The 12524-nt window shown below is 70.4% G+C and carries 10 protein-coding genes and 1 tRNA gene; 4 read left to right on the top strand and 7 right to left on the bottom strand.

Annotated elements, in window-relative coordinates:
- Positions 1-64: 64 nt before the first annotated feature.
- The gene (locus tag IE278_RS26625) at positions 65-1120 is read left to right on the top strand and encodes a LacI family DNA-binding transcriptional regulator (protein ID WP_189775800.1); all 1056 of its coding nucleotides are present in this window, start codon (positions 65-67) and stop codon (positions 1118-1120) included.
- A gap of 110 nt (positions 1121-1230) precedes the next feature.
- On the opposite strand, the gene IE278_RS26620 is transcribed toward IE278_RS26625, so the two are convergent.
- From IE278_RS26620 to IE278_RS26605, 4 genes are all read right to left on the bottom strand, one after another.
- Positions 1231-1303, bottom strand: a tRNA-His gene (locus tag IE278_RS26620).
- Positions 1304-1409: 106 nt separating this feature from the next.
- On the bottom strand, positions 1410-2012 hold the full coding sequence (gene orn, locus IE278_RS26615) for an oligoribonuclease (RefSeq protein WP_189775799.1): 603 nt from the start codon (positions 2010-2012) through the stop codon (positions 1410-1412).
- A gap of 158 nt (positions 2013-2170) precedes the next feature.
- A complete protein-coding gene (locus IE278_RS26610) occupies positions 2171-3403 on the bottom strand; it encodes a helix-turn-helix domain-containing protein (RefSeq protein ID WP_189775798.1) in 1233 nt (410 codons plus the stop codon).
- Positions 3404-3780: 377 nt separating this feature from the next.
- A complete protein-coding gene (locus IE278_RS26605; RefSeq protein ID WP_189775838.1) occupies positions 3781-4053 on the bottom strand; it encodes a hypothetical protein in 273 nt (90 codons plus the stop codon).
- Between the two features lie 513 nt (positions 4054-4566).
- Here IE278_RS26605 and IE278_RS26600 point away from each other — a divergent pair.
- Positions 4567-5091, top strand: coding sequence for a universal stress protein (locus IE278_RS26600; protein WP_107016076.1), 525 nt, complete (start codon positions 4567-4569; stop codon positions 5089-5091).
- Between the two features lie 522 nt (positions 5092-5613).
- Here the strand turns inward: IE278_RS26600 and glmS are convergent.
- On the bottom strand, positions 5614-7431 hold the full coding sequence (glmS, locus tag IE278_RS26595) for a glutamine--fructose-6-phosphate transaminase (isomerizing) (protein WP_189775797.1): 1818 nt from the start codon (positions 7429-7431) through the stop codon (positions 5614-5616).
- Between the two features lie 11 nt (positions 7432-7442).
- Entirely contained in the window at positions 7443-7700 is a 258-nt protein-coding gene (locus IE278_RS26590; RefSeq protein ID WP_189775796.1) for a hypothetical protein, read from the bottom strand.
- Positions 7701-7863: 163 nt separating this feature from the next.
- Between IE278_RS26590 and IE278_RS26585 the strand changes: the two genes are divergently transcribed.
- On the top strand, positions 7864-9447 hold the full coding sequence (locus tag IE278_RS26585; protein ID WP_189775837.1) for a purple acid phosphatase family protein: 1584 nt from the start codon (positions 7864-7866) through the stop codon (positions 9445-9447).
- A 481-nt stretch (positions 9448-9928) separates the two neighbouring features.
- On the opposite strand, the gene IE278_RS26580 is transcribed toward IE278_RS26585, so the two are convergent.
- Complete coding sequence (locus IE278_RS26580; protein ID WP_189775795.1) at positions 9929-10792, bottom strand: DUF4429 domain-containing protein; 864 nt, start codon at positions 10790-10792, stop codon at positions 9929-9931.
- A 62-nt stretch (positions 10793-10854) separates the two neighbouring features.
- On the opposite strand from IE278_RS26580, the gene IE278_RS26575 reads away from it, so the two are divergent.
- Positions 10855-12468: a beta-N-acetylhexosaminidase gene (locus IE278_RS26575; RefSeq protein WP_189775794.1), complete on the top strand. Its 1614-nt coding sequence runs from the start codon at positions 10855-10857 to the stop codon at positions 12466-12468.
- Positions 12469-12524 lie beyond the last annotated feature (56 nt).

Here is a 12524-nt window from a genome sequence, read left to right as displayed (position 1 = left end):
CCGATCACGGCTGTTAGATTCCAGGCCAAGCGCGGTGTCAACCGTGTCGGACGGGAGGCGGACCATGGCAGTCCACGGAGCGCGGAGCCGGAGCGGCGGCAGGCCGACCCTCGAAGAGGTCGCCGCGCGCGCCGGGGTGGGCCGCGGCACGGTCTCCCGCGTGATCAACGGCTCCCCGCGGGTCAGCGACGCCACCCGGGCGGCCGTCGAGGCGGCGGTCGCGGAACTGGGATACGTGCCGAACACGGCCGCCCGGGCCCTCGCGGCCAACCGCACCGACGCGATCGCCCTGGTCGTCCCCGAGCCCGAGACCCGCTTCTTCGCCGAGCCGTACTTCTCCGACATGCTGCGGGGCGTGGGCGCGGCCCTCTCCGACACCGAGATGCAGCTGCTGCTGATCTTCGCGGGCAGCGACCGGGAGCGGGCCCGGCTGGCCCAGTACCTGGCGGCCCACCGCGTGGACGGGGTGCTGCTGGTCTCGGTCCACGCGGACGACCCGCTGCCCGACCTGCTGGCCCAGCTGGAGATCCCGGCCGTGATCAGCGGTCGCAGGTCGGCGGACGAGACGCTGCCGTCCGTGGACTCGGACAACTTCGGCGGCGGCCGGTTCGCCGTCGAGCACCTGCTGGCCCAGGGCCGCCGCACCATAGCCCACCTGGCCGGACGCCTCGACGTGTTCGGTGCCCAGCGCCGCGTCGACGGCTACCGCGCCGCGCTGCGCGACGCGGGCCACGAGGTCGACGAACGCCTCATCGTGCCGGGGGACTTCACCGAGGAGGGTGGCCGTCGCGCGATGACGGAACTGCTCGCCGTCTGCCCCACCCTGGACGCGGTCTTCGCCGGCTCGGACGTGATGGCGGCCGGCGCCCGGCAGGTCCTGCGCGAGGTGGGGCGCCGCATACCCGACGACGTGGCCCTGGTCGGCTACGACGACTCGGCGATCGCCCGCCACATGGACCCGCCCCTGACGAGTGTGCGCCAGCCGATCGAGGACATGGGCCGCGCGATGCTCGGCCTGCTGATGGACGAGATCGCGGACCGCCGCCCGGCGGTTTCCCGGGGCCTGGAGCGACGGCAGCTGGTCCTGCCCACGGAGCTGGTGGCCCGGCACTCGTCGTAGCCGCGGACGCGGACGCGGGGGTGACGGCCGTCGTCCGTCGTGCCTGGAGAGCGCCCGGGAAACATCAGAGGCCCGAACCGCTTTCGCGGCTCGGGCCTCTGATCATTCAGGGTGAGTGACGGGACTTGAACCCGCGGCATCCTGGACCACAACCAGGTGCTCTACCAGCTGAGCTACACCCACCATGACCGGCAATCCTGCGTGTGGTTCACCTGAAGTGGTTCACCGACCGGCCGAGAAAAAGTGTACAGGGTCCGAAGGGGTGCTCGCTCCCGCCTTTACGGCGGGGCTACTGAGCGGGCAGGACGTGCTTCGAGGCGATGGAGCGGGCCGTGTCCGAGTCGGGTCCGGGCTGCGGGACGAAGATCGCCTCGCGGTAGTAGCGGAGCTCGGCGATCGACTCGCGGATGTCGGCCAGCGCCCGGTGGTTGCCGTTCTTGTCGGGACTGTTGAAGTACGCCCGGGGATACCAGCGGCGGGCCAGCTCCTTCACGGAGGAGACGTCCACGATGCGGTAATGGAGGTACGCCTCCAGGGTCGCCATGTCCCTCAGCAGGAAACCGCGGTCCGTGCCCACCGAGTTCCCGCACAGCGGCGCCTTGCCCGGCTCCTTGACGTGCTCACGGATGTAGGAGAGGACCTCCTCCTCCGCGGCGGCCAGGGTCGTGCCCGCGGCCAGCTCGTCGAGGAGACCGGAGGACGTGTGCATGGTGCGCACCACCTCCGGCATCGTCTCCAGCGCGGCGTCCGGCGGACGGATCACGATGTCCACCCCCTCGCCGAGCACGTTCAGCTCCGAGTCGGTCACCAGCGCGGCCACCTCGATGAGCGCGTCCTCCGACAGCGAGAGACCGGTCATCTCGCAGTCGATCCACACCATGCGATCGTTCATGGGCTCACCCTACGGCCCGCTCACCCGCCCGGGCAGGCCCGGGACCTCGGCAGTCGTGACCGGTGGGCCCGCGGGGCCGTGCGGCCACGGGCCCGTGAACGGCGCCGGCCCCGGACCGCAGAGGGTCCGGGGCCGGCGTACGACGTCACCGCGGGGAGCTACGGCGCGCTCCGCTGGCCCGGCAGGCTGTGCCGGCCGGCCACGTACAGCTCCGCGCCCGGGCGTCCCGCGTCCGTGGAGAGGGACGAGGCCGCCGCGCCGACCGCGTGCGCGGCCGCCGTGCGACGGGTCTGGAACGGCACGGGAGACTCCTGCTGGAGCACCGGCGGCGCCGGTGGCGGCGAGCCGTCCGGGTCGCTCTGCTTCTCACCCTGCGGGCGGCGCGCCCGGTACGCGGCACGGTACGCAGCCGGGGAGGAGCCGAGCTGGCGGCGGAAGTGCCCGCGCAGCGCCACCGGCGAACGGAAACCGCAGCGGCCCGCGACCTCGTCCACCGAGTAGTCGGACGTCTCCAGGAGCCGCTGCGCCTGGAGCACCCGCTGCGTGATCAGCCACTGCAGGGGAGCGCTCCCGGTGAGCGAGCGGAACCGGCGGTCGAACGTACGCCTGCTCATGTACGCGCGTGCCGCCAGCGTCTCCACGTCGAACTGCTCGTGGAGGTGTTCCAGCGCCCAGGCGACGACCTCCGCGAGGGGGTCGGCGCCGATCTCCTCTGGTAAAGACCGATCGAGATAGCGCTCCTGGCCGCCACTGCGCCGGGGTGGCACCACCAGGCGGCGGGCCAGTGCCCCGGCCGCCTCGTTGCCGTGGTCCGTCCGCACTATGTGCAGACAGAGGTCGATCCCCGCCGCGGTGCCCGCCGACGTCAGCACGTCGCCGTCGTCCACGAACAGCTCGCGGGGATCGACATGCACCGACGGATAGCGCTTGGCCAGCGTCGGTGCGTACATCCAGTGTGTGGTCGCGGGACGGCCGTCCAGCAGTCCGGCCGCGGCGAGCACGAAGGCGCCGGTGCACAGCCCGACTATGCGGGCGCCTTCCTCATGTGCCCGGCGCAGCGCGTCGAGCGCCTCCTCCGGTGGCGGTGAGGTGATCGACCGCCAGGCGGGCACGACAACGGTGCCCGCCCGGGAGATCGCCTCCAGCCCGTTGGGCGCGGTGAGTTCCAGGCCTCCTGTGGTCCGCAGTGGGCCTTCCTCACCGGCGCACACCAGTAGTCGATACCGCGGTACGCCGGCGTCCTGGCGGTCGATGCCGAACACCGACAGCGGTATGGAACTCTCGAAGATGGGGCCGCCGCTGAACAGCAGCACCGCGACGATCTCCTTGCGGCGTCGCCCGGAAAGTTTCCGGGCCGCGGCTTCCGGCGCGGCAGTGGAGTCGTGGCTCATCCTGCTAAGCCCCCCTCGGTGGTCGCGGCTCCTCGGTTGTGTCGCTCCTGCACGTTTCCCCTCGGTCCTGCACGAGTCCCCCGCCGTAAGACGTCAAGATCGAATCTACTGTGTCGTGTGGTGCCGACGTGGCCAGTTCAGCACTCGGCAGATTGTCGACATGGCAACTTGGCGTGAAGCATTCGATCACGAAGCGTTGCACTCGTGGGCCGCACAGGGAAGTGCGCCTCGTCCCCGTGGCCGGTCCCCGTAGGGTGCGGGCACCCTACTGGACCCTTTCGGTGCAGGTCGAACGGGGGTTGGGGGGTGGTTCGGCCAAGGGACACGCAGGGCATGGAAGTTGGCTGAAAAGCAGCGGGCGCGTGCGCACAAACCGGTCAGTCAACCGGCGTATTTCCACCGGCGTGCCGGCCTCCGCGACGGTCGCCCCCGTCCGCCCCGCCGTGCTGCACGTGCAGCACATGATGCGGTGTCCGCTCCGCCGCGCGCAGCTGCGCCGCGCCGCGCTCGGAGCGGCGCAGCAGGAGCCGGCAGGCGCCCGTCACCGCGGCGAGGCCCAGGGCCGTGCCCGCTGCGCCCGCCAGTGAGGTCCCGTACCCCACGAGGACGACCGGAACCAGGACGCAGCTGAAGGCCGCCCAGCGGACCACGTCCGTGGCGGTGTCCTGGGCGGTGCCCTTCGTGGCGGGAGGGTGGGGTGCGGCGCCTCTGCCGACGGGAGGGTGGGGTGCGGTCGTGGGGCGTCCGGGCACGGTGGGGCTCCTCCCTGGGCGGTGGCTTACCGGGGTTCAACGCGTGTTCGAGCGGGCGGTCACGGGGGGCTCCGCCGGGGGTTCCCCGGGTGAGCCCCGGAAGCTCGGGGCTTCGCCGCGGGGTGTGTGCCGGGTGCGGGGCGGTGGTGGCCGGGTGCGCCGTCTCCCGTGCCCCTTGGGGGCCGCGCCCCCCGGGAGGCTGTGTAAAACGGCTGTACGGGGCAGCAACCATTGCGTTACGGGCATCCTCTCGGGCATGCTCCGGGGAACCCTCCCGCGGCGAGAGCGGGAGCTGGGCAGAGGAGGCGTGCCGCCGTACCCTTGGGGGTATGGGGTTGGGAAGATGATTCCCGGACACAGCTCCGCAGCTCCTGTCGGCCCACCCAAGAGGATCCGAACGCCGAGACACCCATGGCCGGTCACGAATTCGAACCCGCGGACCGCAAGCGCCCCGTCGCCGATCACACGGCGGCCGAGCCCTTGGCGGCGGAAGAGACACGCCAGTCCTGCGACCCAGCCTTCAAGCACGGTGTCGTCGTGGGCTTCGACGGCTCGACGTCCAGCGAGCGCGCCCTCGCGTACGCGATCGGCATGGCCTGCCGCTCCGGATCGGGCCTGATCATCGTGCACGTCGCGAACCGGCTGCCCACCACGGTGTGGGCCGGCTGTGAGCCCCCGGTCTTCGTCGACGTGCCGGACCACCGCACCGAGGTGCTCGGGCTGGAACTGGCCTGTGCGGAGTATCTGGCCGAGGTGCCGTGGATCCTCGTCGAGCGCGGTGGCGACATCTGCCACGAACTCGAAGAGGTGGGGCGGGAGTACGAGGCCGACGCGATCGTGGTGGGGTCGACCCACGGGATCGTCGGACGCATCTTCGGGTCGGTCGCGGGGCGGCTGGCCAAGCGGGCGCAGCGGCCTGTGGTGGTCATTCCGTAGCTGGGTCCGGGACTTGGTCCGCGGCGCGGTTCCGTCTGAGGTGTCGTGTGGCCAACTGCCGTCCACAGCACGGCAAAACTACTCGTGCGTAGATGTGTTTGTGTGCTTGTGAAGGGCATATAGCCAGCAGGTTTGCCGTCGTTCGGCGGCATGCTGCCGGCCGGAGCGTGACGGTTACCGGTAGTTGGCAGCCGGCCGGGGTTTTGGGCGGCCCCGGCGCGTGAACGGACCCCCGCGTGTTTGGTGGCTACACGTGGGGGTCCGTTGTGTTGCGGTGCCTATGCGATGCCTCTGCGGGGCGGTGGGGCGGTTGCGCCGTTCCCCGCGCCCCTTAAGGCGAAGGGTTGCGCCGTTCCCCGCGCCCCTTAAGGCGAAGGGTTGCGCCGTTCCCCGCGCCCCCAAAGGATTAAAGACTGCGCCGTTCCCCGCGCCCCTGAAAGACAAAAGACTGCGCCGTTCCCCGCGCCCCTGACGGGGCGCCCCTGGCGGGGCGTCTCTGGTGGTGGGGGGCGCCAGCCGGGGCTATTCCACTGTTACCGACTTCGCCAGGTTTCGGGGCTTGTCGATGTCCCTGCCCAGGGCCAAGGCCGTGTGGTAGGCGAGGAGTTGGAGGGGGATGCCCATCAGGATCGGGTCCAGTTCGTCCTCGTTCTTGGGGACGAGGATCGTCTGGTCGGCCTTCTCCTGGACGTCGTGGGCGACGGCGAGGATCTTGCCGCTGCGGGCCTTGATCTCCTCCAGGGCCGCGCGGTTCTTCTCCAGCAGGTCGTCGTTCGGGACGATCGCGACCGTCGGCAGCGCGGGCTCGATCAGCGCGAGCGGGCCGTGCTTCAACTCCGAGGCGGGGTAGGCCTCGGCGTGGATGTACGAGACCTCCTTCAGCTTCAGCGAGGCCTCACGGGCGACCGGATAGCCGCGTACCCGGCCGATGAAGAGCATGGAGCGGGCCTCGGCGTACTGCTCGGCCAGCTTCTTGATCTCGTCCTCCTGGTCGAGGATCTCGGTGATCTGGCCGGGCAGCTTGCGCAGGCCCTCGATGATCCGCTTGCCGTCGGAGACCGACAGGTCGCGGGTGCGGCCCAGGTGCAGGGCGAGCAGCGCGAAGGCGACCGTGGTGTTGGTGAAGCACTTGGTGGAGACCACGCAGACCTCGGGCCCGGCGTGCACGTACATGCCGCCGTCCGCCTCGCGGGCGATGGCCGAGCCGACCACGTTCACGATGCCGAGGACGCGGGCGCCCTTGCGCTTCAGTTCCTGCACGGCGGCCAGTACGTCGTACGTCTCACCGGACTGGGACACCGCCACGTACAGCGTGTCGGGGTCGACGACCGCGTTGCGGTAGCGGAACTCCGAGGCGGGCTCGGCGTCCGCGGGGATACGGGCCAGTTCCTCTATCATCTGGGCGCCGATCATGCCCGCGTGGTACGAGGTGCCGCAGCCGAGGATCTTCACGCGGCGGATCTTGCGCGCCTCGCGGGCGTCCAGGTTCAGCCCGCCCAGGTGCACGGTGGAGAAGCGGTCGTCGATCCGGCCGCGCAGCACCCGGTCCACGGCCTCGGCCTGCTCGTGGATCTCCTTGTGCATGTACGTGTCGTGGCCGCCCATGTCGTAGGAGGCGGCCTCCCACTCGACGGTGGTGGGCTCGGCCGTGGTGCGGGTGCCCTCGGTGGTGTACGTGCGGAAGTCGTCGGCCTTCAGCGTCGCCATCTCGCCGTCGTCGAGTGTGACGATCTGGCGGGTGTGGGTGACCAGCGCGGCGATGTCCGAGGCGACGAACATCTCCTTCTCGCCGATGCCGAGGACGACCGGGGAGCCGTTGCGGGCGACGACGATGCGGTCCGCGTGGTCGGCGTGCATCACGGCGATGCCGTACGTGCCCTCGATCAGCCGGAGGGTCTCGCGGACCTTGTCCTCCAGCTTCTCCGCCTGGGAGCGGGCGATGAGGTGGGTGAGGACCTCGGTGTCGGTCTCCGAGAGGAACTCGACGCCCTCCGCCTCCAGCTTCCTGCGCAGGTCGGAGGCGTTGTCGATGATGCCGTTGTGGACGACCGCGACCTTGTTGTCGGCCGACATGTGCGGGTGCGCGTTCTCGTCGGAGGGGGCGCCGTGGGTGGCCCAGCGGGTGTGGGCGATGCCCGTGGTGCCGGCGAAGCGCTTGGGGACGCGGGCCTCCAGGTCACGCACGCGGCCCTTGGCCTTGACCATCTTCAGACCGGCCGTCTTCGGCGACGTCACGACGAGTCCGGCCGAGTCGTAGCCGCGGTACTCCAGGCGCTGCAGGCCCTCCAGGAGGAGCGGCGCCACGTCACGCCTGCCGATGTATCCCACGATTCCGCACATACAGATGGTTCCTAGCCGTAGACGATGCGGCGCACCTGCCGGAGCGTGAGCTCCGGCGGCGCGACCGCGCGGTATTTGAGGTCCGCCGTGATCCGTTCGAAGATCGCCGAGTTGACCAGGCCCTGCGCCTGGAGCTCCCGGTGGCGGCGACGGACGTAGTCCTCCGTCGTCTCGTCGAAGTAGGCGAGCACGTCCTGGATCACGCGCAGCGCTTCGCCCCGGCTGAGGGCCGAGGAGCGCGTCAGGTGATCAACAAGGTCGTCGTGCACCCGTTGATCCTGAGGTAAAGCGCGGGCAATCGCAAGAATCCTGCCCGATTTCGGGCAAGTACCTGTTGAAACTCTTATGGGGGCCTGTTCGGGGCCTGTTCACCCTGTGGCCCGCGGGCAGATGGTTGCCGGGAGCACCTTTCCAGCCATGGACATTCCACGTATGGGGATCCCCGAGCAGCTCGCCGACAGGATGAGCATGGCCGAGCAGCACGAGTATCTGCACTCCAGGTTCTCGCGACGCACGATGATCAGAGGCGGGGCCGTCACGATGGGCGCCGTCGTGAGTGGCGCGTTTCTGCCGGGGGCGAGCGCGCAGGCGGCAGGCCGCAGCGTTGCCACCGCGCCCGCTTCCGCCGCCGAGAAGGTCGACGGGGCGTTGGTCGCGCCCTTCGGGCGGCATCTCGCGTACGGGGCCGACGCGCGGACCGAGATGACCGTCTCCTGGCAGGTCCCGGTCGCGGTGCGGAAGCCGTACATCCGGATCGGTGCCCATCCGTGGGACCTGTCGCGGAAGATCGAGGCGGAGGTGCGCACGCTCTTCACGCCTGCGGGGGTGGGGGCGAGCGGTGACCACACGCAGTACTACCTGCACGCCGAGCTGAGCCGGCTGCGGCCCGGGCGCACGTACTACTACGGGGTCGGGCACGAGGGCTTCGACCCGGCGAACCCGCGGCTCGCCGGCACGATCGGGACCTTCACCACCGCGCCCGCGCATGCCGAGCCGTTCACCTTCACCGCCTTCGGTGACCAGGGCGTCAGCTATCACGGGCTCGCCAACGACAGCCTGATCCTGGCGCAGGGGCCCGCCTTCCACCTGCATGCCGGGGACATCGCGTACGCGGACCCGTCCGGCATGGGGAAGAAGGAGGACACCGGGTTCGACTCGCGTGTCTGGGACCAGTTCCTCGCGCAGACCGAGTCGGTCGCCAAGCAGGTGCCGTGGATGGTGTCGTACGGCAACCACGACATGGAGGCCTGGTACTCGCCGAACGGCTACGGCGGCGAGGAGGCGCGCTGGCGGCTGCCCGGGAACGGGCCCGACAAGAAGAACCTGCCCGGCGTCTACACCTTCGTGCACGGCAACACGGCGGTCATCTCGCTCGACGCCAACGACATCTCCTTCGAGATCCCGGCCAACCTCGGGATCTCCGGCGGCACGCAGACGACGTGGCTGGAGACGCAGCTCAAGAAGTACCGGGCCGCGCAGGGGATCGACTTCGTCGTCGTCTTCTTCCACCACTGCGCGTACTGCACGTCCACGGCGCACGCCTCCGAGGGCGGGGTGCGGCAGGAGTGGGTGCCGCTGTTCGAGAAGTACACCGTCGATCTGGTGATCAACGGGCACAACCATGTGTACGAGCGGACCGATGTCCTCAAGGGGAACAAGGTCGCGAAGGAGCTGCCGATCGGGGGGACGGCGTATCCCGAGACGGACGGGGTCGTGTACGTGACCGCTGGGGCGGCGGGGCGGAGTCTGTACGCGTTCAGCGCGGACGAGTCGTACGAGGGGCATGAGAAGGAGAACGACGCGGTGTCGTCGTTCGTGTGTCTCGCGGACGGGGGGCGGGAGAAGGAGACCGTCGCGTGGTCGCGGGTGCGGTATCTGGACTACTCGTTCCTGCGGGTGGATGTCGCTCCGGCTGCGAAGGGGCGGTTTGCGACGCTCACGGTGCGGGGGGTTGCGGAGACGGGGGAGGAAGTGGACCGCTTCACGGTCGCCCGGCGGGTCCGCTCCACCGGGTGAGCTGTTCGCGGGCGGCGGGCGGCGGGCGCGGGGCTGATTGCGCAGTTCCCCGCGCCCCTCGGGCCGGGCTGCGCCCTGGCCGCGCGAGGCCTCGCCGGACTGCGCTTGCGGGCTGCGGCCGCGTGGGGGGATTGCGCAGTTCCCCGCGCCCCTCGGGGCGGGCTGCGCCCTGCCCGGTGGCTGCGGGTGCGTGCGAACTGATTGCGCCGTTCCCCGCGCCCCTAGGCGGTGGGGGCCGAGGTGCGATGTCATCCGCGCCCCGCTTTTAGGGGCGCGGGGAACGGCGCAGTCTTTTGTCTTTGCCTTTAGGGGCGCGGGGAACGGCGCAGTCTTTTGTCTTTGCCTTTAGGGGCGCGGGGAACGGCGCAATCCTTTGTCTTGGACTTTAGGGGCGCGGGGAACTGCGCGATCGGCCCCCACCGGGCCGGTTCTTAGGGGCGCGGGGAACTGCGCAGGTCGGTGGCAGGCAGTCGTGCTTGGGTTACATGTCGCGGAGTATTGCCTGTTTGGCCAGGGTGAACTCCTCCTCCGTCAGGACGCCCGCCTTGCGGAGGTCGCCCAGTTCTCGGAGGCGGCGGAGCAGCGCGTCGTGGTCGACCCCCGTGGGGGCGAGTCGCTGCGCGGGGGTGTCTGCCGAAGGCGGAGCCGAGGGGTGGGGGAGCCGCGCCTGGACCGCCGCCGCCACCAGCGCCATCAGCGGGTCCTTCTTGAAGCCCCACAGCTCGATGGAGTTCGGGTCGTACTTCGGCGGGGCTTTTGTGGGCGCGCCCCGCACGGTGAAGCGGAGGTGGCCGTTCTCCAGGCCGACCGACGGCTGCCACTCCACGGCCTGGATGTCGGCCAGCGCGAGCGTCCGCGCACCCGCCGCCGACTTCGCCTCCTCCGTCTTCCAGTTCCACTCCAGCCGCACGCGCTCCCCGTCGAAGCTCGCCGTGCCGTCTCCGGCGGAGACCGACAGCGGTACGGCCGGCCCCGGCAGCAGATAGCGGTCGACGGCCGTGGCCGGTACCTCGTCCAGGAGCAGCGCGTTGCGGATCTCGTCCACGAAGTACTCGGCGACGCCGTAGCGGTCCGAGTCGACGGTCAACTGGTAGGGGTCGGACGCGTCGGCGAGCCGGCCCCCCGTCGCGTGCAGCAGCGGGTCCGCGCCGTCGCGCAGCCGCAGTCTGAGCCGGCCGGACTTCTTGCCGTGCTCGAACGAGATCCCCGCCAACGCCCCGAGCGGGATCGTCAGTTCACCCAGGGACTTGCGCAGTACGCCCACGTTCTTGTCGCGGCCCGGCACCAGCCGCAGGGCGTCGCCGTCGAAGGTCCACGTGCCGTCCCGTTGGATGATTTCCGCCATGAGGGGGATTGTTTCACCGCCTCTGCGGGAGAGTGGTCTATACCCATTCGAAGGGAGCGCATGTGAGACAGCACAGAACGCCCCGTCTGCTCGGTACGCTGCTGCTCGTGGCAGCCGCCGGTATCTCCGCGGTCGGCGCGGCACCGTCCGCGCCCGACCGACCCGACCGCACCCCCACCCCGTTGGGCCAGGTCGTCCCCGCCCCCGCCTCCGTCGACCCGGGCGGCTCCCCGTACCGCATCACCAGCGGTACGCGTATCCGCGTGGACCGGGCGAAGGGGGTCCATGACGTCGGCTCGTATCTCGCCGATGTGCTGCGGCCGTCGACCGGCTACCGGCTTCCCGTCACCGGCGACCAGGGCTCCGACGGCATCCGGCTCCGGATCAGTCGGAAGGACACCGCGGGCCTCGGCGCCGAGGGGTATCGGCTCACCAGCGGGAAAGGTGCTGTCACCATCACCGCCCGCGCGCCCGCCGGACTCTTCCACGGTGTGCAGACCCTGCGGCAGCTGCTGCCCGCCGCCGTCGAGAAGGACTCGAAGCAACCGGGCCCCTGGGCCGTCGCCGGCGGCACCATCACGGACACCCCCCGCTACGGCTACCGCGGCGCGATGCTGGACGTCTCCCGGCACTTCTTCACCGTGGACCAGGTCAAGCGCTATATCGACCAGTTGGCGCTCTACAAGATCAACACGCTGCATCTGCACCTCAGCGACGACCAGGGCTGGCGTATCGCCATCGACTCCTGGCCGCGCCTCGCCACGTACGGCGGGTCCACGCAGGTCGGCGGCGGCGGGCCCGGCGGTTACTACACGAAGGCCCAGTACAAGGACCTCGTCCGGTACGCCGCCTCGCGCCACCTGACCGTCGTGCCCGAGATCGACATGCCCGGCCACACCAACGCGGCGCTCGCCTCGTACGCCGAGCTGAACTGCGACGGTGTCGCCCCGCCGCTCTACACCGGTACCGAGGTCGGCTTCAGCTCGCTGTGCGTCGACAAGCCGGTGACGTACGACTTCGTGGACGACGTCATCCGCGAACTGGCCGCGCTCACACCGGGCAAGTACCTCCACATAGGCGGTGACGAGGCCCACTCCACCAGTCATGAGGACTACGTCGCCTTCATGGAGAAGGTGCAGCCGATCGTCGCCAAGTACGGGAAGCGTGTCATGGGTTGGCATCAGCTGACCGGGGCCACTCCCGCCAAGGGCGCGCTCGCCCAGTACTGGGGGCTCGACGGTACGAGCGCCGCCGAGAAGGAGCAGGTCGCGGCTGCCGCGCGCAACGGCACCGGGATCGTCCTCTCGCCCGCGGACCGGGTGTATCTGGATATGAAGTACACCGCCGACACCCCCCTCGGGCAGGCCTGGGCCGGGCTGGTGGAGGTGCGTCGGTCGTACGACTGGGATCCGGGCACCTACCTGCCGGGTACGCCGAGTTCGGCCGTACGCGGGGTCGAGGCGCCGCTGTGGACCGAGACGCTTTCGACCTCGCAGCACATCGAGTACATGGCGTTCCCGCGGCTGCCGGGCGTGGCCGAGCTGGGCTGGTCGCCCGCCTCGACGCACGACTGGGACACCTACAAGGTGCGGCTCGCGGCGCAGGCCCCTCGCTGGGACGCGCTGGGCATCGACCACTACCGGTCGCCGCAAGTGCCGTGGCCCGCGGCCTCATAGCCCGTTGATACGACGGCGGGCGCCCCCTGGGACCGTACATGGGGGCGCCCGCCTGC

The sequence above is a fragment of the Streptomyces tauricus genome (assembly GCF_014650955.1).
GTDB lineage: Bacteria > Actinomycetota > Actinomycetes > Streptomycetales > Streptomycetaceae > Streptomyces > Streptomyces tauricus.
The sequence above is the reverse complement of the archived record's forward strand: the minus strand, read 5'-3'. Positions and strand labels throughout refer to the sequence as shown.